The sequence below is a fragment of the Pseudomonas sp. 2FG genome, from assembly GCF_005502935.1.
GTDB lineage: Bacteria > Pseudomonadota > Gammaproteobacteria > Pseudomonadales > Pseudomonadaceae > Aquipseudomonas.
Window position 1 is genome coordinate 180,226 of sequence record NZ_SCMP01000009.1, and the last position, 21,022, is coordinate 201,247.

General features: G+C 60.3%; 17 protein-coding genes and 2 pseudogenes. 13 read left to right on the top strand and 6 right to left on the bottom strand.

Features of this window, described 5'->3' with window-relative positions:
* The first annotated feature begins 1 nt into the window (after position 1).
* From nuoK to FFS13_RS11545, 6 genes are all read left to right on the top strand, one after another.
* A complete protein-coding gene (nuoK, locus tag FFS13_RS11520; protein WP_137819251.1) occupies positions 2–310 on the top strand; it encodes an NADH-quinone oxidoreductase subunit NuoK in 309 nt (102 codons plus the stop codon).
* Positions 307–2,160, top strand: a complete 1,854-nt coding sequence (gene nuoL, locus FFS13_RS11525) for an NADH-quinone oxidoreductase subunit L (protein WP_137819231.1) — start codon at positions 307–309, stop codon at positions 2,158–2,160. Before nuoK ends, nuoL begins: the two co-directional genes overlap by 4 nt.
* Before the next feature lie 38 nt (positions 2,161–2,198).
* Positions 2,199–3,731: an NADH-quinone oxidoreductase subunit M gene (gene nuoM / locus FFS13_RS11530; protein ID WP_137819232.1), complete on the top strand. Its 1,533-nt coding sequence runs from the start codon at positions 2,199–2,201 to the stop codon at positions 3,729–3,731.
* 7 nt (positions 3,732–3,738) lie between these two features.
* The gene (gene nuoN / locus FFS13_RS11535) at positions 3,739–5,208 is read left to right on the top strand and encodes an NADH-quinone oxidoreductase subunit NuoN (RefSeq protein WP_137819233.1); all 1,470 of its coding nucleotides are present in this window, start codon (positions 3,739–3,741) and stop codon (positions 5,206–5,208) included.
* Positions 5,209–5,612: 404 nt separating this feature from the next.
* Positions 5,613–6,692 (top strand): patatin-like phospholipase family protein, encoded by a 1,080-nt coding sequence (locus FFS13_RS11540; protein ID WP_137819234.1) that lies wholly within the window; start codon positions 5,613–5,615, stop codon positions 6,690–6,692.
* Between the two features lie 78 nt (positions 6,693–6,770).
* On the top strand, positions 6,771–7,598 hold the full coding sequence (locus tag FFS13_RS11545) for a hypothetical protein (RefSeq protein ID WP_137819235.1): 828 nt from the start codon (positions 6,771–6,773) through the stop codon (positions 7,596–7,598).
* Positions 7,599–7,754: 156 nt separating this feature from the next.
* On the opposite strand, the gene hmpA is transcribed toward FFS13_RS11545, so the two are convergent.
* Positions 7,755–8,936, bottom strand: coding sequence for an NO-inducible flavohemoprotein (gene hmpA / locus FFS13_RS11550; RefSeq protein ID WP_137819236.1), 1,182 nt, complete (start codon positions 8,934–8,936; stop codon positions 7,755–7,757).
* Positions 8,937–9,088: 152 nt separating this feature from the next.
* Between hmpA and norR the strand changes: the two genes are divergently transcribed.
* On the top strand, positions 9,089–10,648 hold the full coding sequence (gene norR, locus FFS13_RS11555; RefSeq protein ID WP_137819237.1) for a nitric oxide reductase transcriptional regulator NorR: 1,560 nt from the start codon (positions 9,089–9,091) through the stop codon (positions 10,646–10,648).
* A 141-nt stretch (positions 10,649–10,789) separates the two neighbouring features.
* Positions 10,790–11,146, top strand: a complete 357-nt coding sequence (gene queD, locus FFS13_RS11560; RefSeq protein WP_137819238.1) for a 6-carboxytetrahydropterin synthase QueD — start codon at positions 10,790–10,792, stop codon at positions 11,144–11,146.
* A gap of 606 nt (positions 11,147–11,752) precedes the next feature.
* Here the strand turns inward: queD and istB are convergent.
* Complete coding sequence (gene istB / locus FFS13_RS11570; protein ID WP_137819239.1) at positions 11,753–12,541, bottom strand: IS21-like element helper ATPase IstB; 789 nt, start codon at positions 12,539–12,541, stop codon at positions 11,753–11,755.
* A pseudogene (locus tag FFS13_RS11575) lies at positions 12,538–13,017 on the bottom strand (IS21 family transposase); the annotation flags it as partial. The pseudogene FFS13_RS11575 and the gene istB, both read right to left, overlap by 4 nt.
* 130 nt (positions 13,018–13,147) lie before the next feature.
* Between FFS13_RS11575 and FFS13_RS11580 the strand changes: the two are divergent.
* From FFS13_RS11580 to FFS13_RS11590, 3 genes are read left to right on the top strand one after another with little or no spacing between them, the layout of a single operon-like run.
* Positions 13,148–14,410: a tyrosine-type recombinase/integrase gene (locus tag FFS13_RS11580; RefSeq protein ID WP_090506193.1), complete on the top strand. Its 1,263-nt coding sequence runs from the start codon at positions 13,148–13,150 to the stop codon at positions 14,408–14,410.
* Complete coding sequence (locus tag FFS13_RS11585; protein ID WP_090506196.1) at positions 14,407–15,396, top strand: tyrosine-type recombinase/integrase; 990 nt, start codon at positions 14,407–14,409, stop codon at positions 15,394–15,396. Before FFS13_RS11580 ends, FFS13_RS11585 begins: the two co-directional genes overlap by 4 nt.
* Positions 15,393–16,400 carry a tyrosine-type recombinase/integrase gene (locus FFS13_RS11590; protein WP_137819241.1) on the top strand — a complete coding sequence of 336 codons (1,008 nt, stop codon included), beginning with the start codon at positions 15,393–15,395 and terminating at the stop codon, positions 16,398–16,400. The genes FFS13_RS11585 and FFS13_RS11590 overlap by 4 nt, the downstream gene beginning before the upstream one ends.
* On the opposite strand, the gene FFS13_RS11595 is transcribed toward FFS13_RS11590, so the two are convergent.
* Together FFS13_RS11595 and ltrA are read right to left on the bottom strand one after the other, a co-directional pair.
* Positions 16,387–16,989 (bottom strand): DDE-type integrase/transposase/recombinase, encoded by a 603-nt coding sequence (locus FFS13_RS11595; RefSeq protein ID WP_137819242.1) that lies wholly within the window; start codon positions 16,987–16,989, stop codon positions 16,387–16,389. The genes FFS13_RS11590 and FFS13_RS11595 overlap by 14 nt on opposite strands.
* A gap of 59 nt (positions 16,990–17,048) precedes the next feature.
* Positions 17,049–18,389 carry a group II intron reverse transcriptase/maturase gene (gene ltrA / locus FFS13_RS11600; RefSeq protein WP_371922948.1) on the bottom strand — a complete coding sequence of 447 codons (1,341 nt, stop codon included), beginning with the start codon at positions 18,387–18,389 and terminating at the stop codon, positions 17,049–17,051.
* Positions 18,390–18,988: 599 nt separating this feature from the next.
* Between ltrA and tnpB the strand changes: the two genes are divergently transcribed.
* Positions 18,989–19,348 (top strand): IS66 family insertion sequence element accessory protein TnpB, encoded by a 360-nt coding sequence (gene tnpB, locus FFS13_RS11610; protein WP_256657878.1) that lies wholly within the window; start codon positions 18,989–18,991, stop codon positions 19,346–19,348.
* Between the two features lie 18 nt (positions 19,349–19,366).
* Positions 19,367–20,584, top strand: a pseudogene (locus FFS13_RS11615) (IS66 family transposase); the annotation flags it as partial.
* 30 nt (positions 20,585–20,614) lie between these two features.
* Here the strand turns inward: FFS13_RS11615 and FFS13_RS11620 are convergent.
* A partial coding sequence (locus tag FFS13_RS11620; protein WP_137819245.1) for a plasmid pRiA4b ORF-3 family protein occupies positions 20,615–21,022 on the bottom strand: 408 nt, incomplete at its 5' end.

Genomic DNA, 21,022 nt, shown 5'->3' on the forward strand with positions numbered 1-21,022 from the left:
GATGAACTCAATTCCCCTGGAGCACGGCCTGGCCGTCGCGGGCGTGCTGTTCTGCCTCGGCCTGGTCGGCCTGATGGTACGCCGCAACATCCTCTTCGTACTGATGAGCCTGGAGATCATGATGAACGCCGCAGGTCTGGCCTTCATCGTCGCCGGCAGCCGCTGGGCACAGCCTGACGGTCAGGTCATGTTCATTCTGGTCCTGAGCTTGGCTGCGGCCGAAGCCAGTATCGGCCTGGCGGTCCTGATGCAGCTGTACCGCCGCTTCCACACCCTCGATATCGACGCTGCCAGCGAGATGCGCGGATGAACCTTCTATTTCTAACCTGTGTATTCCCTCTGCTCGGCTTCCTGCTGCTCTCGTTCTCGCGCGGCAGATGGTCGGAAAACTTCTCGGCGCTGATCGGCGTGGGTTCGGTCGGACTCTCCGCACTGATCACCGCCGGGATCATCTGGCAATTCAACGTCGCACCGCCTGAAGGTGGCGTGTACAGCCAACTGCTCTGGCAGTGGATGTCGGTGGACGGCTTCACACCGAGCTTCACCCTCTATCTGGACGGCCTGTCGCTGACCATGCTCGGCGTCGTCACTGGCGTTGGCTTCCTGATCCACCTGTTCGCCTCCTGGTACATGCGTGGTGAGGCCGGTTACTCGCGCTTCTTCTCCTACATGAACCTGTTCATCGCCAGCATGCTGTTTCTGGTGCTCGGCGATAACCTGCTGTTCCTCTACTTCGGTTGGGAAGGCGTGGGTCTGTGCAGTTACCTGTTGATCGGCTTCTACTACAGCAACCGCAACAACGGTAACGCGGCGCTCAAGGCCTTCATCGTCACCCGCATCGGCGACGTGTTCATGGCCATCGGCTTGTTCACTCTGTTCGTCCAACTCGGCACCCTGAACATCCAGGAACTGCTGGTCCTGGCACCCCAGAAGTTCGCTGTCGGCGATACCTGGATGGTCCTGGCGACGCTGATGCTACTCGGTGGCGCAGTGGGTAAATCCGCTCAGCTGCCGCTGCAGACCTGGCTGGCCGATGCGATGGCAGGCCCGACGCCGGTCTCCGCCCTGATCCACGCGGCGACCATGGTTACCGCCGGCGTCTACCTGATTGCCCGGACCCACGGTCTGTTCGCCCTGGCACCGAGCATTCTCGAGCTGGTCGGCATAGTCGGCGGCATCACCCTGGTACTCGCCGGTTTTGCCGCGCTGGTACAGACCGATATCAAACGTATCCTCGCCTACTCGACCATGAGCCAGATCGGCTACATGTTCCTGGCGCTGGGTGTCGGTGCCTGGGACGCGGCGATCTTCCACCTGATGACCCACGCCTTCTTCAAGGCGCTGCTGTTCCTCGCCTCCGGTGCGGTGATAGTCGCCTGCCACCACGAACAGAACATCTTCAAGATGGGCGGCTTGTGGAAGAAGCTGCCGCTGGCCTATGCGAGCTTTATCGTCGGTGGCGCCGCGTTGGCGGCCCTGCCGCTGCTCACCGCGGGTTTCTACTCGAAGGATGAAATCCTCTGGGAGGCGTTCGCCAGTGGCCACCAGTCGCTGCTGTATGCCGGTCTGGCCGGGGCCTTCATGACCTCGCTGTACACCTTCCGGCTGATCTTCATCACCTTCCACGGCGAAGTGCAGACCGAAGCCCACGCGGGCCACGGCGTCGCGCATTGGTTACCGCTGTCGTTGCTGATCGTACTCTCGACCTTCGTCGGCGCACTGATCACCCCGCCACTCGCCGGCGTCTTGCCGCAGAGCGTCGGGCATGCCGGTGGCGAAGCCCAACACAGCCTGGAAATCGCCTCGGGCGCCATTGCGCTGGCCGGTATTCTGCTGGCTGCGCTGCTGTTCCTCGGCAAGCGCCGCTTCGCCAGCGCACTAGCCGCCAGTGCACCGGGACGCTTTCTCTCGGCCTGGTGGTTCGCCGCCTGGGGCTTCGACTGGCTGTACGACAAGCTGTTCGTCAAACCCTATCTGTGGCTGACCCAGCTATTCGCACATGACCCCATCGACCACAGCATCGGCTTGATTCCGCGCCTGACGCGGGGCGGGCACAAACTTATGAGTCGTACCGAAACCGGCAATCTGCGCTGGTATGCGGCCTCCATCGCCGGCGGTGCAGTACTGGTGCTGGGCGCCGTACTGCTGGTCACTGTCTGAAATGAATTTGCGCATTTGCGAAAGGAATTGAGCCCGTCATGATTCTGCCTTGGCTAATCCTGATCCCCTTTATCGGCGGCCTGTTGTGCTGGCAAGCGGAGCGCTTCGGCGCCACCGCACCACGCTGGATCGCCATGTTGACCATGCTTCTATTGCTGGGTCTCGGCCTCTGGCTATGGGCCACCGGCGACTACAGCCTGGCCCCCGCCCCTGGCACCGACCCGACCTGGACCCTCGAGTTCAAGCTCCAGTGGATCGAGCGTTTCGGCATCAACGTGCACCTGGCGCTGGATGGCCTGTCGCTGCTGATGATCCTGCTCACCGGCCTGCTCGGTGTGCTCTCGGTCATGTGCTCCTGGAAGGAAATCCAGCGCCACGTCGGTTTCTTCCACCTCAACCTGATGTGGATTCTCGGCGGCGTGGTCGGCGTGTTCCTCGCGCTCGATCTGTTCCTGTTCTTCTTCTTCTGGGAAATGATGCTGGTGCCGATGTACTTCCTCATCGCGCTCTGGGGTCACAGCTCATCGGACGGCAAGAAGACCCGGATTTACGCGGCGACCAAATTCTTCATCTACACCCAGGCCAGCGGCCTGATCATGTTGGTGGCGATTCTTGGCCTGGTCTTCGTCAATTACAGCCAGAGCGGCGTGATCACCTTCGATTACACCCTGTTGCTCAAGGCTGAACTGCCGCCGACTAGCGAATACATCCTGATGCTTGGCTTCTTTATCGCCTTCGCCGTCAAGCTGCCAGTGGTGCCCTTCCACTCCTGGCTACCGGATGCGCATGCACAGGCGCCGACCGCCGGCTCCGTCGACCTCGCCGGTATTCTGCTGAAAACCGCGGCCTATGGCATGCTGCGTTTCGCCCTGCCACTGTTCCCGAATGCCTCGGCCGAGTTTGCACCGTTTGCCATGACCCTGGGCCTCATCGGGGTTTTCTACGGCGCCATCCTGGCGTTCGCGCAAACCGACATCAAACGCCTGGTCGCCTATTCCAGCGTCTCGCACATGGGCTTTGTACTGATCGGTATCTATTCCGGCAGCCAGTTGGCCCTGCAAGGCGTGGTGCTGCAGATGCTCGCCCACGGTCTATCCGCGGCGGCACTGTTTATTATCTGCGGCCAGCTCTATGAGCGTACCCACACCCGTGACATGCGTGAGATGGGCGGCCTGTGGTCACGCATCGCCTACTTGCCAGGGATTAGTCTGTTCTTCGCTGCCGCTTCATTGGGACTGCCGGCAACCGGTAACTTCCTTGGCGAATTCCTGATCCTGCTCGGTATCTTCAAGAGCGTGCCGTGGGTCACCGTTATCGCCACCTCTGGTCTGGTGTTCGCTTCGGTTTACTCACTGATCATGATCCACCGTGCCTACTTCGGCCCGAGCAAGTCGGACCAGGTACTGCGTGGCCTGAACGCTCGTGAGCTGCTCATGGTGATCGGCTTGGCCGTGTTGCTGATCCTGCTCGGGATTTACCCGCAGCCGGTGCTCGATACCTCCGACGCCACCATGCATGGCGTTCAGCAGTGGCTCGGTGCCGCTTTCACTCAACTCGCTTCGGCCCGGTAGTTGCGCTATGGAATTCACCACTCAACACTTCATCGCCCTGCTGCCGCTACTGGTGGTCAGCGCCACCATTGTCGTCGTGATGCTGGCGATTGCCTGGCGCCGCAACCACTCGCAGACCTTCATCCTCTCGGTGATCGGCCTGAACCTGGCATTGCTGTCGATCATCCCGGCACTCAAAGTGGCCCCCTTGGCAGTCACCGACCTGATGCAGGTGGATAATTTCGCCTGCTTCTACATGGCGCTGATCCTGGCCGCCACCTTGGCCTGTGTGACCCTGGCGCATGCCTATATGGGTGATGCGAAGGTTGGCTATCCAGGTAACCGCGAGGAACTCTACCTGTTGATTCTGCTGGCTGCGGCGGGCGGCATGGTGCTGGTCAGCGCGCAGCATCTGGCGGGCCTGTTTATCGGCCTGGAACTGCTCTCGGTACCGGTCTACGGCATGGTCGCCTACGCCTTCTTCGACAAGCGCTCGCTGGAAGCCGGCATCAAGTACATGGTGCTCTCGGCCGCCGGCTCCGCGTTCCTGCTGTTCGGCATGGCGCTGTTGTATGCCGATGCGGGCAGCCTGAGCTTCGCCGGGATCGGCGCCAAGCTCGCGGCAACCGGCGTGCAGAGTGCAGTGGCACAGATTGGCCTGGGGATGATGCTGGTCGGCCTGGCCTTCAAGCTCTCGCTGGTACCCTTCCACCTATGGACACCGGACGTCTATGAGGGGGCACCGGCACCGGTCGCGGCCTTCCTCGCCACCGCCAGCAAGGTCGCGGTATTCGCGGTGCTGCTGCGCCTGTTCCAACTGTCGCCGGCGGCCAACGGCGGCCTGCTGAACGATGCCCTGACCGTGATCGGCATAGCCTCGATCCTGATCGGCAACCTGCTGGCGCTGATGCAGAACAACCTCAAGCGCCTGCTCGGTTATTCCTCCATCGCCCACTTCGGTTACCTGCTGATCGCCCTGATCGCCAGCAAAGGCCTGGCCGTCGAGGCGATCGGCGTTTACCTGGTGACCTACGTGCTGACCAGCCTCGGCGCCTTCGGTGTCATCACGCTGATGTCCACGCCTTTCAGCGGCCGCGATTGCGATGCGTTGTACGAGTATCGCGGGCTGTTCTGGCGGCGGCCGTACCTGACCGCCGTACTGGCGGTGATGATGCTGTCGCTGGCCGGTATTCCGCTGACTGCCGGCTTTATCGGCAAGTTCTATGTGATCGCCGTCGGCGTGCAGTCGCAGCAGTGGTGGCTACTCGGTTCTCTGGTGCTCGGCAGCGCCATTGGCGTCTTCTACTACCTGCGGGTGATGGTCACGCTGTTCCTGATCGAGCCCAACCTGCGTCGCCACGATGCGCCCTTCAACTGGGGCCAGCGCACCGGCGGCATCATGCTCTTGGCTATCGCGCTGCTGGCGTTCGTCCTTGGCTTGTACCCGCAACCACTGCTGGAGCTGGTGCAGCAAGCAGGACTGATCGCCGCGGGTTAAACCCCGTGCATGACAGAAGAAACCCGGCCGAGTGCCGGGTTTCTTGTTTTGCAACATGGTCTCAGTATGGCGGCCCCAGCACGCTCGGCGCCCTTGAGCCTGTTGTATAAACACGGCGCAAAGTCCAACGACTTTAGAGCAGCATCCCCCCGAGTGGAGCGGCATGGCTTGCCCGGCGTTCGCCAAGGGCATGTAACCCGGCGATATGCAGGCCAATTAAGGCCACGGCGAACCAGGGTAAATTGCCATGCAGTTCTTCCGCGGTCTCATGCAGCCAATCATTCAGCGTCACTTAGGGCAACGGGAACAGTCCACCAGCCATGCAGCCATCATTCATGCGCTGAAGTCTCTTGGTCTGGCCGCGCGGGCCTCTATAATCGCGGCCTTGCGTGATGGAGGCCAACATGAGCGCGATTCAAATCAAGTTTCCCGCCCTAACCCTGAAAGCCGGCCCACAGGCCTATGCGCGTATCCGTGACACAGGTTTGCGCCCGGCAGACGTGGGCATTTTGCCGGGTGCGGCCGGCGGCCCGAAAGCGCTGGGTATTCAGGGCCTGGACTTGGCGCTGTTCGGCGACTGGCTGCCACGGGCACCCCGCGAGCGCGCGCTGATTGGCGCCTCGATCGGTTCCTGGCGCTTCGCCAGCGCCTGCCTGCCGAACGCCGCACAAGGCCTCCGCCGCCTCGGTGAGTTGTACAGCGCGCAGCGTTTCGCCAAGGGTGTGAGCATGGCCGAGGTGTCGCACAGCTGCAGGCGGATGCTCGACGAACTGCTCGATGGTCAGGACTCGCATATCCTCAGCAACCCGTACTACCGCCTCAATGTGATGGTGGTGAAGAGCCTCGGCCTGCTCGCCCATGATCGGCGTAGCGCACTCGGCCTAGGGTTGTCCTCGGTAATCGGCAACAACCTGCTCGGCCGCCCGCGCCTGGCCAAGCACTTCGAACGGGTGATTCTGCACGATGCCCGCTTGGCACCACCGCTGGCAGCACTCAACGACTTTCCCTCGCGCTACCTGCCTCTGGACACCGGCAACCTGCGCCATGCCCTGCTGGCTTCCGGCTCCATCCCTATGGTGATGGAAGGCGTGCGCGACATCCCTGGTGCTGGCGCCGGGACTTATCGCGACGGCGGCCTGCTCGACTATCACCTCGATCTGCCCTACAGCGGCAGCGATGTGGTGCTCTACCCGCACTTCACCGACAAGGTCATCCCCGGGTGGTTCGACAAGGGGCTGCCATGGCGCCGCGCCGATACCACCCGCCTGCAGAACGTGTTGCTACTCGCCCCCTCGCGCGAGTACCTGGCCCGCCTGCCCCACGGCAAGCTGCCCGACCGTAAGGATTTCAGCCGCTATCTGGGTGACGACGCCGGGCGCGAACGCTACTGGCACACAGCGATGGATGAAAGCCGCCGGCTCGGCGATGAGTTCCTCGAGCTGGTGGATAATGGTCGCCTCGGCGCCCAGCTGCAAGCACTCTGATCGAGCGTTTCCCGCAAGCCGATTGAAGCGGCGACAACCGCGCGCTAGGCTGCCACGTGCGCAACCAGGGAGAGGTTCATGAAGCTTGCAGTAGCGGTAATCCACGGCATCGGCACACAGCCGGATCTGCGCGATGCAGACGGCCAACACGTCTTCGCCCAGAACCTGATTAGCAGCCTGCGCCGGCGTCTCGGCGCCGAGGCGGAACAGGTTGCGTTCCAGAGCCTGTACTGGGCCAGCGTGCTGGATAAACGCGAACAGGCCTACCTCGACAAGCTCGCCGGTGAACCGGTTAGCTGGCGCTGGTTGCGGCGTATCGTCACCCTGTTTTTCGGTGATGCCAGCGGCTACCGCAAGGTCAGCCAGGCCTATGACACCACCTACGAAGAAGTGCACCAGTGCCTGTGGCATGGGTTGAACGCCCTGCGCGCGCAAGTCGGGCCACAGACACCGCTGGTGGTGCTGGCCCACTCCCTGGGTGGGCACATCTTCTCCAACTTCGTCTGGGACCAGCAGAAGCTCAACGCCACCCCGAGCTGCCCGCGCGATCCCTTCCTGGCCCTGGAGACGCTGGCCGGCCTGATCACCTTCGGCTGCAACATCCCACTGTTCACCTTCGCCTACGACCCGGTGGTGCCGATCCGTTTTCCCGGCCACTGCCTGACCGAGCAGGTGCGCGAACAGGCGCGCTGGCTGAATCTCTATGCACCGGCCGATCCACTCGGCTACCCGCTACGGCCGCTGCCGGACTACGCCAAGGTAGTGACGCAAGACCGCGCCATGCCGGTCGGTCCCTGGTACAAGAGGCACACACCCTTGAGTCATCTGGAGTATTGGGACGATGCCCAGTTTCATGCCTATGTGGCGAATTATCTGTGTCAGTTGCTCCCTGCTTGCGCTGAGTGAAAGCACGCACGCTGCGCTGAATGCACAAGGTCAAGCGCAACTATCAGCCTCCTGGCTCAAGCAGGAACTACAGCGATTACGGCAGTCGCAGCCTTAAATAGCACCGGCCTGCGCGTGCACGCCGGTGTTTTCACTCGATGACTTAGGCCTTAGGCCTTAGGCCTCCAACTCCGCCGCTGGCCCAAAGAACTCATAGTGGCACTGGGCATCCGGTATCCCCAACCCACTCAAGTGCCGCTTCACCTGCGCCATAAAAGGCTTAGGCCCCAGGAAGTAAGCATCCAGGTCGCGTTGCGCCGGCAGCCACTGATCAAGCAACTGTGGGGTCAGGAAGCCACTGGTCACCTGGTGATCCTCCGCTCGCGGCTCGCTGTAACAGTAAAAGCGCTTCAACTGTGGATGCGCCGCCACCTTGGTCTCCAGCCAATCGCGAAACGCGTGGGCACCGCTGTGGCGTGCACAGTGGATGAAGTGGATCTCGCGACCACTGTCCAGCGCCTGCTCCAACATCGCCAGTGCCGGCGTGATGCCGACGCCAGCGGTAATCAGCGCCAAGGGCTTGTCTGAAGGCCGCAAGACGAAGGCACCGGCCGGCGGGAACAGATCGAGGGTATCGCCCTCGGCCAGACGGTCGTGGAGAAAACTCGAAACCCGCCCGCCCGGCTCACGCTTAACGCTGATCCGGTACTCACGCTGATTCGCTGCCGCTGACAGCGAGTAATTGCGTCGCACCTCTTCACCGTCCAATTCAAGGCGCAAGCCAATGTATTGGCCTGGCGCAAAACTCAGCAGCGCGCCGCCATCCACCGGCACCAAGTAGAAGGAGGTTATCTCCTCACTCTCTACCCGCTTACGCGCCACACGGAATTGCCGCGCACCACGCCATCCGCCCTCGGCGCTGGCATTCTCGGCGTAGACCTGCTCTTCCGCGCCAATCAGCAAGCCAGCCAACTGTTGGTAAGCCGCGGCCCACGCAGCGATCACCTCATCGGTTGCCACCTCGGTGCCCAACACCTCGCGAATCGCGCGCAACAGGCAGCCACCAACAATCGGGTAGTGTTCCGGCAATATCTGCAGCGACACATGCTTGCTCACGATCTGACCGACCAATGGGCCTAGGGCTTGCAAGCGATCGATGTGTTTGGCGTACATCAGCACCGCGTTAGCCAAGGCCCGCGACTGCGCCCCGCTGGCTTGGTGCGCCTGGTTAAACAGCGGTCGTACCTCTGGGTGTTCGCTCAGCATGATGGTGTAGAAATGCGCGGTTAGGGCTTCACCACCGGACTCCAGCAACGGGACGGTGGCTTTAATCAGAGCAGTCTGCGCAGCGCTTAGCATGAGTTCTCTCCTGAATCGTGTTAGGGTTTCTACACCTGTACAATTCAGCATTCATGCCACAAATTAAGTCTATATTTTTCAATTACTTAATTTTAACAAGAGTCATAAAGACAGCAATCAATCAGAGTCAAATAGACTCCACAAGGGTCAGAATGACCACCAATCCATTGCTTACCACCTTACTGCCTTTGGTTGCCGATCTCTCGCGCGAACTGCCCGAGGGCGAGCGCTACCGGCGGCTGCTCGGCTCCTTGCGTGAGTTGTTGCCCTGCGACGCGACTGCCTTGCTGCGCTTGGATGGCGAGCAATTAGTGCCGCTGGCAGTAGACGGGCTGAGCGCAGATACCCTTGGCCGGCGTTTCAAAGTGGCAGAACATCCGCGTTTGCAGGCGCTGTTGGAAAATTCCCGCCCCACCCACTTTGCCGCCGACTGCACGCTACCCGACCCCTACGACGGCCTGGTCGAGGGACATCATGGCCAGCTTGAAGTCCATGATTGTCTCGGTTGCCCGCTCTATCTCGACGAGCGTCCGTGGGGAGTATTGACCCTCGATGCACTTAACCCGGAACGCTTCGGCCCAGCCGATATGGACACCCTTGAGGCCTTCGCCAGCCTCGCCGCCGCCACCGTCAAAGCGAGCGAACGCATACACAGCCTGACCCGGCGCGCCGAAGATCAGCATCAACTGGCCGAGGCCTATAAACAGGCCGCCGGGCAGGTACGCCCACGCGAGATGATTGGCCAAAGCCTCGCGCATAAACGCTTACTCGAAGAGATAGCACTGGTCGGCAACAGTGAGTTGAGCGTGCTGATTAGCGGTGAAACCGGTGTCGGCAAGGAGCTCGTCGCTCAAGCCATTCATGCCCAGTCCACCCGCGCGCAGTCGCCACTGATCAGCCTGAACTGTGCAGCCCTGCCGGAAACCCTGGTGGAGAGCGAACTGTTCGGCCATGTCCGCGGGGCCTTTTCCGGCGCTGTCAGCGAACGCCGCGGCAAGTTCGAACTCGCCGATGGCGGCACCCTATTTCTCGATGAGCTAGGCGAGCTGCCACTGCCCGTACAATCCAAGCTCCTGCGCGTATTGCAGAGTGGGCAGTTGCAACGGGTCGGCTCGGATCGTGAGCACCATGTGAATGTCCGGGTGCTCGCCGCCACTAACCGTGATCTCGCCGAGGAGGTTCGGGCTGGGCGCTTCCGCGCCGATCTCTATCACCGTCTCAGCGTTTATCCGCTTCGCGTCCCACCGCTACGCGAGCGTGGCCGCGACGTTATTTTATTGGCGGGCTATTTTCTCGAAGAGAACCGTCCGCGCCTGGGCCTACGCAGCCTGCGCCTGGCGCCAGACGGCCAGGCCGCGCTAGTGGGTTATCAGTGGCCAGGGAACGTGCGCGAGCTTGAACACTTGATCGGCCGCGCCGCCCTCAAGGCTTTGGCGGCCTGCCCCGAACGCCCACGAATCCTCAGTCTTCATGCAATCGACCTGGAGCTGCCACAGGGCAGCCAAACAAGCGCCGAAATCATAACTGAGCAGCTTCAAACCCCAAGCCAGCTAGAGACAGGCGACCTGCGCCAGGCACTAGACAATTATCAGCGTCTACTAATCAGCGATTGCCTGTCGCGCCACCAAGGCAGCTGGGCCGCTGCAGCCCGCGAACTGGGGCTGGATCGCGCAAACCTGAACCGACTCGCCAGGCGGTTGGCTCTCAAGTAGCTCTAACCGGGCCGGCCTCAAACACCTCCTCCGTGCTGACTCCAAGGACAGCTCTGCAACGGGTAAAGCCCTGGTAGAACTGTTAAACTTGCTCCCTATTTTGATCGCACCCGCGGTCGTACCTTTTCAGAGCGCAACACCGTGGAACTGTTTAAAGAATTCATCTTCGAAGCGGCTCATCGCCTCCCCCATGTGCCGGAAGGCCATAAATGTGGCCGCCTACACGGTCATTCGTTTCGTGTAGCCATTTACATCGAGGGCGAAGTCGATCCCTATACCGGCTGGATTCGTGACTTCTCCGAGATCAAAGCGATCTTCAAGCCGCTCTACGAGCAACTTGACCACAACTACCTGAACGACATCCCTGGCCTGGAAAACCCCACCAGCGAGGTTCTCTCCAAGTGGATCTGGCAACAGCTAAAGCCCTTGCTGCCAGAGCTCTCACGGGTCCGCATCCATGAAACCTGTACCAGCGGCTGCGAATACCGCGGCGACTGACCCGCCAGCCGAGATCGGGATAGGGGGCAGCCGAAGCTGCGCCCCTCCCACACCACCCGGCATGCGGGTCCGCACCGGGCGGTTGGAGCAGTTGAGGTCATCGGATTTGTGACTCTCCTGGCCCGATGCTTGGGATTGTTATTTCTGACTCGGCGGAATTGATTTCTCGCTGCCGTGGCCTTTCAGGCTTCACCTGGCGGGGCATGCTCGGCGAGCTTCGCTACGCGAACATCTGAGACGATTCAATTCCGATAGCCAGGGAGCTTTCCCTCCTACTCCTTCGGCCCTTCGTCGGGTGTTTCGAGCCTACAGTGGCTCAACTAGTTGACTACTATGGCCTCTGCTGACTTCTCGCTCCGGCTCAGCGCCGTCGCCCTTTCAGGCACAAGGCGAGATCTCCCCAGGTAAGAACGCACTCCTTCACTGCACAACCGCCGGATCTACGCCACGTCGCCTTGGCCACGAGAGCTTCGCGGTTTCATGCCCGCTCGCCCTACTCGGCAGCGCCTTATATCCGGTTCTTGTCCATCGGTGTCAATACCGGTTGAAAACTGACCCACCCTACCGAATTAAAACTGACCCACCCCGGCGGTTGTTATCGTCGATTTACGAGCGAGGTGTTCCGGTTTCCCGAGGTACTACCTGGCCCGACTTCAGTTTGTCTTTCAGCCGGTAGCTCTGCCCGCTGACCTGCACGATGTGCGCATGGTGTAGCAGCCGATCCAGCAGCGCGGCGGTCAAGGTCGAGTCGTCAGCAAAGGTTGTTGCCCATTGGCTGAACGGCAGGTTGCTGGTCAGTACCACGCTGCCTTGTTCGTAACGCTTGGCGATGACGTTGAAAAACAGGTTGGCTTCGTCGCGGCCAAACGGCAGGTATCCGATTTCATCGATCACCAGTAATTTCGAGCGCTGCACGACCCGGCTGAAGTACTGAGCCAGGCGCCCTTGTTGGTGCGCAGCGATCAGTTGCAGGGTCAGGTCGGCCGCCGAGATGAACCGGGTGGAGATGCCGGCCATGATCGCCCGGTGAGCCAGAGCGCTGGCCAGATGTGTCTTGCCGACGCCCGAAGGCCCCAGCAGCACGACGTTCTCGCGACGCTCGATGAAGGCCAACCCGGCCAGCTCCAGAAGCTGGCTTTGCGGTGCACCGCTGGCAAACTTGAAATCGTATTGTTCAATTGTTTTGACGGCCGGCAGTCCAGACAGATGAAGCAGGGTCTGACGCCGCCGCTCCTGCCGAGCCCGATCTTCGGTGAGCAGCAACTGCTCCAGGAAGTCGGCATAACTGGTCTCTTTCTCCGCCGCCTGTTGCGCCAACGCGGGCCATTCGGCGGCGAAGGTATCCAGCTTGAACTGTTGGCATAACGCTTCGATGCGCAGATATTGCAGGCTCACGGGCGCACCTCCAGCAACGACTGATACACCGACAAGGGGTGTTGCAGGCTTTCCACCGGGATTGGCTGGGTCAGCGTTGTTATCGTCGCCAGAAGCTGCCGGGGGTCGGGCAGCGGCAGTAGATGGTGCAGCTCGGTATCGAGCCGATGCTGTGGGATCTCGCCCGTTGTCGCATGCACCCGGGCGTTGGCTATATCCGTCAGCCATGGCCCTATTTTGCTGTTGGCGACCTCAACGTTGAGCAGCAAGTCGACCTGTTTGAGAGAGGCCGCCAAGGGCACGACAAAGCTGTTTTTCAGGTAGTGGTTGAAACGCTCGACCTTGCCCTTGGTCTGCGCCCGATACGGTCGGCACACCTTCGGCGTGAAGCCGTAACGCTCGGCCAACGTCAACAGAGCCGGGTTCCAGCGATGCTCTCCAGGGCCATAGACGTCACGGTCCAGAATGACTGTTTTGGCGTTATCGAACTTTTGTTCCCTTCGCCGTTATGTGCCCGGCGCGAGCGTTTGGCCGTACTTGAAGGCGACTGCGTCGGTAAACGCCACATAACGTTTCGCCTTGGTCGGATGATGACCCTCCACCCTGTTTCCTGGAATGGAGGTTGTCATGCTGGAACGTTATTTCTTGAAGCCGCAAACCGTCGATCGGATTCGCGGCAATTGGCTTGGCTCGGCAATCGAGCGCTATGTGGAGTGGCTGGACCAGGAAGGCTATGCCGTTCGAAACGTCTATCGGCGCGTGCCCATGCTGTGCCATTTTGGTCAATTTACCCAAGAACACGGTGCCCAAACCCTGGCACAGGCTGCAGCCTTGGTCGATGACTTCGCCCAGCACTGGCTCAGCGAGCATGCGAAAGCAGGCACGAGCAAGGAGGCCAGGGGCAAGATAGAGGAAGAGGCCCGCAATCCGGTCAACCAGATGCTCAGACTGGTCCTTCCCGAGCACCACGGCGGGGGCCGTCACCCGCAGCCTGAGCCATTTCTGGCAGAAGCCCCCGGGTTTTTTGCCTACTTGCGCGAAGAGCGCGGCCTGAAAGAAACATCGGTTCGACACTACCGGTACTATCTCAACCGCTTTGCGGCATTCCTTGCCCGACAAGAGGTGACATCACTTAAACAGCTCTCGACCGCAATCCTGGCCGCTTTCGTTGTCGATAGCGCGCCCGAGCTCTCTCCCAGTTCGCGGCGTGGCCTGTGCGCAGTGTTGAAGGTGTTTCTGCGTCACTGCCAGCGGGAGCAGATTCTGGCGCATGACCTCAGCCAGGCAGTCGAGATGCCTCAAGCGTATCGGCTGGCCGAGTTGCCGAGATCGATCGGTTGGGACGATGTCCGGCGGATGCTGGCCGTGGTCGATAGACGGACAGTGCGCGGCCGCCGGGACTACGCAATCTTGCTATTGCTTGTCACCTATGGGCTGCGCGCCCACGAAGTCGCATCGCTCACCCTGGACGACATTGATTGGCAGCGTGACCGGCTGCAAGTGCCGGAGCGCAAGGCTGGCCACTGGACAGCCTATCCGTTGGCCAGCGTGGTCGGAACGGCCATTCTGGAGTATTTGCAGCATGGGCGGCCGCAGACCGCGGATCGACATCTATTCTTCCGCACCCTGGCCCCCAGACTGCCACTGCGCGCTAGCGCCATCTCGCAGAGCGCAGGATTCTATCTGCGCCAAACCGGGATCACGGTACGACGGGCAGGCGCCCATACGCTCCGGCACACCTGTGTCCAGCGCCTCGTCGACGCAGAATTCTCGCTCAAGGCCATCGGCGACTATGTAGGGCATCGCTCCCCATCATCCACCGAAATCTACGCCAAGGTCGCCACCGAAGCTTTGCGTGAAGTCGCTCTTGGCGATGGGGAGGCACTATGAATACCCCATTGGTTCCTGTCGGCGCCTCGGTGCATCAAGTGATCAACGCTTTCCTGGCCTACAAGCGCTCTCTCAATCGCAAGTACAAGACGGAAGAAGCCGCCCTGCACCTGCTGGAGCGATTTCTGGCCACCGCCGGAATCGAGGATCTGGCGGCCGTGACCGCCCAGGACATCGATCGCTTCCTCGCATCCCGCCCGCGATCAAGGCCCCGTAGTTACAACCATCTGCTTGGCGTACTGCAGCGCTTCTTCGGCTGGCTGGTGATGCAGGAGCTGGTGACGAAGACGCCGGTGAGCGCTGGCCCGCGGCGGAACACCGGGCAACGCATCCCGTACATCTTCAATCTCGCCCAGGCACGCCGGCTGCTGGAAACGGCACGGCAGTTGCCTGATCGTCCCAAAGGCCGGCACCGCGGCTTGATTTATGAAACCGTGTTTGCGCTGCTTTACGGCCTGGGGCTGCGGGTTGGGGAAGTTGCTCGGCTCAAGGTCGGTGATGTGGACCTGTCCCGCGATGTGCTCATGATCCGGCAGACCAAGTTCGCAAAGGATCGCCTTGTACCGTTTGGCCCGCACATGGCGGCGCGGTTACAGCGCTATCTCGCCGAGCATTTTGGCACCTCGTCTCCCGATGCAACCCAGCCCCTGTTCGGCTTCACTCAGGGGCAGGCAGTGAATTCGGGCACCATCAGTCAGACCTTTCACGCACTGGTGCCGAAACTGGCGCTGGAAAGTCGGCCTGGCGTCGCTGCGCCGAGGCTCCATGACCTACGTCATTCCTTTGCCGTCGGCACCTTGTTGCGCTGGTATCGGGAAGGGGCTGATCCCAGCCGTCGGCTGCTTCATCTGGCCACTTTCCTCGGACATGTCGATCCGGCCTCTACCGCCGTGTATCTGACGATCACAAGTGAACTTCTGAGCGAGGCCAGTGCACAGTTCAGGGACTACGCGCACCTGTCACCAGCGGCCGGAGAGCAGCTATGAACGAGCTCGGCACGGTGGTCAGGTCCTTCTTCGAGGATCATCTGAAGGTGCAGAAAGGTCTGCGCCCCAGTTCGATCCGCAGCTATCGTGATGTCCTGAAACTGTTTCTCAAGCAGATTTCAGATCGGCGTCAATGTCCCATCACCCGCCTCAAACTCACGGATCTGGTTGCCGACGAGGTGCTCGCTTTTCTCCGGAGCCTCGAAGCGCAGCGCGGCAACCAGGTGCGCACCCGCAATCAGCGGCTGGCCGCGCTACGCACCTTCTTCCGCTACCTTGCCAGTCGTGCACCGGAGATGCTGGCCGAGGCAGCACGGGTTGAGGCCATTCCCACCAAGCGCTGTCCGCCACCGCCGACCTATTACCTCGAGCGTGACGAGGTTGATCAACTACTCGCGGCGATTTCGACGACGGCCACCGGTCTGCGTGATCGCGCCATCCTGACCTTGATGTACAACACCGGCGCCCGAGTGCAGGAAATTGCTGATTTGCGCGTCCAGGATATCGATCTCGATGGCCCTCATCGAGTGAGGCTCCACGGCAAGGGGGACAAGTGGCGCGCCTGTCCGATTTGGCCCGAGACCGCACAGTTGCTCAAGCAGCTCGAGTCGGTCCATGAAGGTAAACCCGACGCCCCATTGTTCTATTCTCGGCTTCACGCCCCCCTGACGCGCTTTGGCCTGTACAAGCTCGTCAAACGGTACGCGGCGAATCTACCGCAAGCCTCACCCAATAGCGGCGAGGCTCGGCGCATCTCTCCGCATGTGTTCCGGCATACCGCAGCGATGCACCTGCTTGAGGCCGGAGTTGAAATCAACGTCATTCGGGCCTGGCTGGGTCACGTCAGTCTGGAAACGACGAACCGTTATGCTGAGATCAACATCCGGACCAAGGAGGCTGCCGTCGCCCTGTGCGCTCCACCCGATCAATCCTCGGCGGCATCCTCCCAAGCAGGCGCTTGGCACCGGGACGTCGACTTGCTGAAATGGCTCAATTCCCTTTGATTATTATGTGCCCCTCGGCTCGAGTGCCACCCATCATTCCTGGGGCTGCCGAGCCAGTGCCACATAACGGCGAAGGGAACAAAAGCCGGATTATGTGGCGCGCCACATAATCGTAAAGCAGCTTTCGCGGCGTGCCGCCGAAGTAGCGCAGGGCTTTTTCGATCCCGGCACACCAGGCCGCCGAGTCCTCACGACGCGAGAACACAACGTAGGTGGCTCGGCTCCAGCCCAAGGTGGCGACGAAGGCCAGCAGCGGGTCTTTGCCACGCCGAATCACCGTGAAGTCCACTTGCATCTGCTCGCCGGGCTCCGTTTCGAAGCGTACGACAGGCTCAGCCGGCTTGGACTTCAAGGCGAGCAGGAAGCTGGTGAGAATGGAGTATCCGCCTTGGTAGCCCTGTTCGCGGATCTCGCGCAACAAGACGGTGGCGGGAATCCAGTGCGGCCTGGCAGCGTCTATACGCTGGCGAAGATAATCCTCGAAAGGCGCCAACTTGCTGGCCCGCTCGACGCGCGGGCCATAAACGAGCGGTTGGCGAACGGCTTGCAGTTTGAGATGGCGTCGAACCGTGTTACGTGAGCAGCGCATCGGTCGCGGTAGGAATGACAGTCACCTGCCACCCCCCGTACAGATCCGTACGTGCGGAATTACCGCATACGGCTCCTGCCTTGGGTATTAACGCCGAAGCGGGTTATGGGATTAGGATGCATAGGTAGCTCGCGCGGATAGGGAATGAACAGCCTGGTCAGCGCAGTCATGCGCTCCCAGTTTAATCGGTGTCGCTGACTCCGCCGTTTAAGGGCATGCCTCCACGCTCCGATAATTTCCCGGCGAAAAGCATCCAGCCGCCGTGTGTTACCGGGTACGTGGTAGTAATTGCAATAGCCTCTAAACAACCGACTCAACCACTGCCCGATGACGGGGACAGGCTCGTGCCTGCGCTTATGCAACTGCGCCCGGATTTCCTTGAGCGTTGCTCTCATGCGCTTGCTGATGATGACGCGACCCACCACGAACATCCCATTCTTGGTTTGACTACAGAAGTGCGTGAACCCAAGAAAATCGAATATTTCCGGTTTCCCTTCGCCACGTTTCTTGCAATCCTCAGCCGCGAACCAACCAAACCGAAGCAGACGTGTTTTCTCGGGATGTAGCGTCAGGTTGAACTGCGCGAATCGAGCTTCCAAGGCATGGCGAAAGCTCCATGCATCTTCACGCTTTTCAAACCCAAGCACGCTGTCGTCTGCATACCGCACGGCAATCATCTCGCCTGTTGCTGTACGCCCACGCCATTGCTTGATCCACAAGTCCATCACGTAGTGCAGGTAGATATTGGCCAGCAGCGGTGAAATGGGTGCGCCCTGCGGCGTACCCTGCTTCGCCGGAATTCGCTGACCATTCTCGAGAATTCCTGTACGGAGCCATCGAGCTACCAGGCCAAGCACTCGCCTATCTGCGATTCGATGCTGCAAGAAGCACATCATCCACTCGTGATCGATGGTGTCAAAGAACGCGCGGATATCCACGTCCAAGATCCACCGAACCCGAGAGTTCTGTATTCCCACCGATAAAGCATCCAATGCATCGTGTTGCCCTCGACCAGAGCGAAACCCATACGACAGTCCGAGAAAATTTTGCTCATAGATCGCTTCGAGCACTTTCACTACCGCCGTCTGGACGATCTTGTCTTCCAGCGCGGTGACACCCAGCGGTCGCTCGCTGCCGTCTGCCTTCGGAATGTAAACCCGTCGAACAGGTTTGGCTCGGTATCGGCCACTGTGCACTTTGTCGTGCAAGGCGTTCAGTCTCTCGTGAACATCTTGTTCGTACTCTCGCCACGATATTCCATCCACACCACAGGCCGCGTCCCGCTTGAGATTGTAAAAACTCTCACGCAATAGCTCGACCGTGACGTGGTGCAACAAACTCGTGAATTTGACCCGGCGATCCTGCCGGGCTGCTTGACGTACAGCGAGCAACCCTGACAACGCACTTGTCCGGCTCTGCGTCCGGGGTACGGAAGGCTGATCACTGTTCCCCTTGGCTAGCTCCCTTTCCTCCATCACCTCCGCCGAGCCAGGCCCATTGTTCGGCAATTTCCCAGGTACTACGGAGCTATCCGACTTCTCATCCGCGTAGACGGCAGGCGCTCGGCTTGTGGCCTTTCCTACCCCGTCTGGGTTGTCAGCACCAGACACGAATGAGATCTCCCAGCTTCCGTGCAGTTGACTTCCCAGCATGCTCAGGGTCTACGACCGCGCAGGGCGTGAACGTGGCTTGCGATATGGCGCCACGCCCACTATGGCCTTCCGCATCGCTTAACAGCGTCGGCGCCCCAGACTCATGATTTCGCGGCTCAATGGCTGGCCTGCTGGTTTCCCCTGTCAACGCTTCGCCGTACACCTCACGATGCACAGTGCATGACTCGGGGTCGAGGTGTCTCGCCATAACTTCTCTCGTAGGGACTTTCACCCTTTATCAACTGCCAGCTTGGCTGGCGCACTAAGCGCTCCATGAACCCCACATTCAAAGCCGCTATCTGATTGCGGATGCTGTGCTCCCGATTTCTCTGCGGAGCCTGCACCTCATGATGCGTCCCGACGCCAAGGTCGAAAAAGTCTACCTGTACCCCAAGCCTGTGGATTTCCGAAAGTCCATCGACGGCCTCGCCGCCCTGGTCGAATTGGACATCAAGGTCGCGGTCTTCGACCCCGCGCTGTTCGTGTTCCTCAACAAGCCCCGAAACCGAGTGAAGATCTTGTATTGGGAGCGCAACGGCTTCTGCCTTTGGCTCAAGCGCCTGGAGGCCGAACGGTTCAAAACATCACCCGATCCCACCGAACAGGCAATCGTCCTGACAGTCCAGGAACTCAACTGGATGCTCGACGGCTTCGACCTCTGGCGCAACCGCCCTCATCAAGTGTTGACGCCGAGATTCGTAGCCTGACTGGGTATAATCCAGGGCATGATTTCCATGCCCCAAGACCTTCCCGACGACCCAATTCTGCTTAAGCAGTTGCTTGTGCAGATGCAGTCCAAAGTTGTTCATCTCGAAGAGCAGAATGCGCTGCTGCGCCAGCGCCTGTTCGGTCGCAAGTCTGAGCAAACGGACGATCCGGCAACACCGCAATTGGCCTTGTTCAATGAAGCTGAAAGCGCTGCAGAGCCCGTCGACGAAGCGATGGAAGAAGAGGTCGTTGCCCCCAGCAAACGTCGCGGTAAACGCAAACCGCTGCCGGCCGGTCTCCCGCGTATCGAAGTCATCCACGAACTGCCCGAGCATGAGCTGACCTGCGCCTGTGGTTGCCGCAAGCACACCATTGGCGAAGAAGTCAGCGAGCAACTCGAGATCGTGCCGATGCAAATCCGCGTGATCAAACATATCCGCAAGGTTTATGCGTGCCGCGACTGTGAAGCGGCGCCGGTCACGGCGGACAAGCCGGCTCAACTGATTGAAAAGAGCATGGCAAGCCCGAGTGTGTTGGCCATGTTGCTGACGACCAAGTATGTCGATGGTTTGCCGCTGCATCGCTTCGAAAAAGTGCTGGGCCGCCATGGCATCGATATTCCCCGCCAGACCCTGGCGCGCTGGGTTATCCAGTGCGGCGAACACTTTCAGCCGTTGCTCAATTTGCTGCGCGATAGCCTGCTGGGTAGCCGCGTCATCCACTGCGACGAAACACGCGTCCAGGTGCTCAAGGAACCGGATCGAGAGCCCGGCAGCCAGTCCTGGATGTGGGTGCAAACCGGCGGGCCACCGGGTAAGCCGGTGATCCTTTTTGACTACTCGACCAGCCGAGGGCAGGAGGTGCCGTCGCGCCTGCTCGAAGGCTATCGCGGCTACGTGATGACCGACGATTATACCGGCTACAACGCCTTGGGCGCACAGCCTGGTGTTAGGCGTTTGGGTTGCTGGGCACATGCCCGGCGCAAGTTCGTTGAAGCGCAAAAAGTACAACCCAAGGGCAAAACCGGTCGTGCCGATATCGCGCTGAATTTGATCAACAAGCTTTATGGTATTGAGCGCGATCTTAAGGACGGCGACGACGAACAACGTTTAGCAGGCCGCCACGAACACAGCCTGCCGGTGCTAGCTCAGCTGAAAAGCTGGTTGGAAAAAACGCAGCCACAAGTGACGACGCAGAATGCCTTGGGTAAGGCTGTCAGCTACCTGGCGAGCAACGTAACCGTCCGAACTACACCACCTTGCACCTCAGACCTTAATCGCCTTTAACCATTGATTGACACGCTCCCATTCAAAAACCGTTGAATCGAAGGTACCGCCATGCCACTCCAGCATATCGTCATGCTCTGGGTGGTTGGGGTCAGCCATCACTTCAAGAAATTCGGCATAACCCGGCGCACCGCCGATATCTTCCGGCGGGCAAGCGTTGGCACCGTCGATGCAATACGGCACCTGAGGACATGCCCCTGCGGGCAGTTTCCTTTCGACTTTGATCCGATGATCCCAGCCGTCGCCAAAGTCATAGAGGTAGCGAAACGTCTTTTTCCCGGATAACGCTTTGATCAGGGTCTTGCGGGTTTCCGAGTTGACGGGTGGCCCCCACCCGTCGGGGTCAGGAATGCCGTAATTCTCGCCGGCAATTTCAAACTCATGCAT

What these genes read in the sequence shown, in the direction of transcription:
- nuoK (WP_137819251.1), top strand. Translation starts at nt 2, where the DNA reads ATGAACTCAATTCCCCTGGAGCACGGCCTGGCCGTCGCGGGCGTGCTG.
- nuoL (WP_137819231.1), top strand. Translation starts at nt 307, where the DNA reads ATGAACCTTCTATTTCTAACCTGTGTATTCCCTCTGCTCGGCTTCCTG.
- nuoM (WP_137819232.1), top strand. Translation starts at nt 2,199, where the DNA reads ATGATTCTGCCTTGGCTAATCCTGATCCCCTTTATCGGCGGCCTGTTG.
- nuoN (WP_137819233.1), top strand. Translation starts at nt 3,739, where the DNA reads ATGGAATTCACCACTCAACACTTCATCGCCCTGCTGCCGCTACTGGTG.
- FFS13_RS11540 (WP_137819234.1), top strand. Translation starts at nt 5,613, where the DNA reads ATGAGCGCGATTCAAATCAAGTTTCCCGCCCTAACCCTGAAAGCCGGC.
- FFS13_RS11545 (WP_137819235.1), top strand. Translation starts at nt 6,771, where the DNA reads ATGAAGCTTGCAGTAGCGGTAATCCACGGCATCGGCACACAGCCGGAT.
- hmpA (WP_137819236.1), bottom strand. Translation starts at nt 8,936, where the DNA reads ATGCTAAGCGCTGCGCAGACTGCTCTGATTAAAGCCACCGTCCCGTTG.
- norR (WP_137819237.1), top strand. Translation starts at nt 9,089, where the DNA reads ATGACCACCAATCCATTGCTTACCACCTTACTGCCTTTGGTTGCCGAT.
- FFS13_RS11580 (WP_090506193.1), top strand. Translation starts at nt 13,148, where the DNA reads ATGCTGGAACGTTATTTCTTGAAGCCGCAAACCGTCGATCGGATTCGC.
- FFS13_RS11585 (WP_090506196.1), top strand. Translation starts at nt 14,407, where the DNA reads ATGAATACCCCATTGGTTCCTGTCGGCGCCTCGGTGCATCAAGTGATC.
- FFS13_RS11590 (WP_137819241.1), top strand. Translation starts at nt 15,393, where the DNA reads ATGAACGAGCTCGGCACGGTGGTCAGGTCCTTCTTCGAGGATCATCTG.
- FFS13_RS11595 (WP_137819242.1), bottom strand. Translation starts at nt 16,989, where the DNA reads ATGCGCTGCTCACGTAACACGGTTCGACGCCATCTCAAACTGCAAGCC.
- tnpB (WP_256657878.1), top strand. Translation starts at nt 18,989, where the DNA reads ATGATGCGTCCCGACGCCAAGGTCGAAAAAGTCTACCTGTACCCCAAG.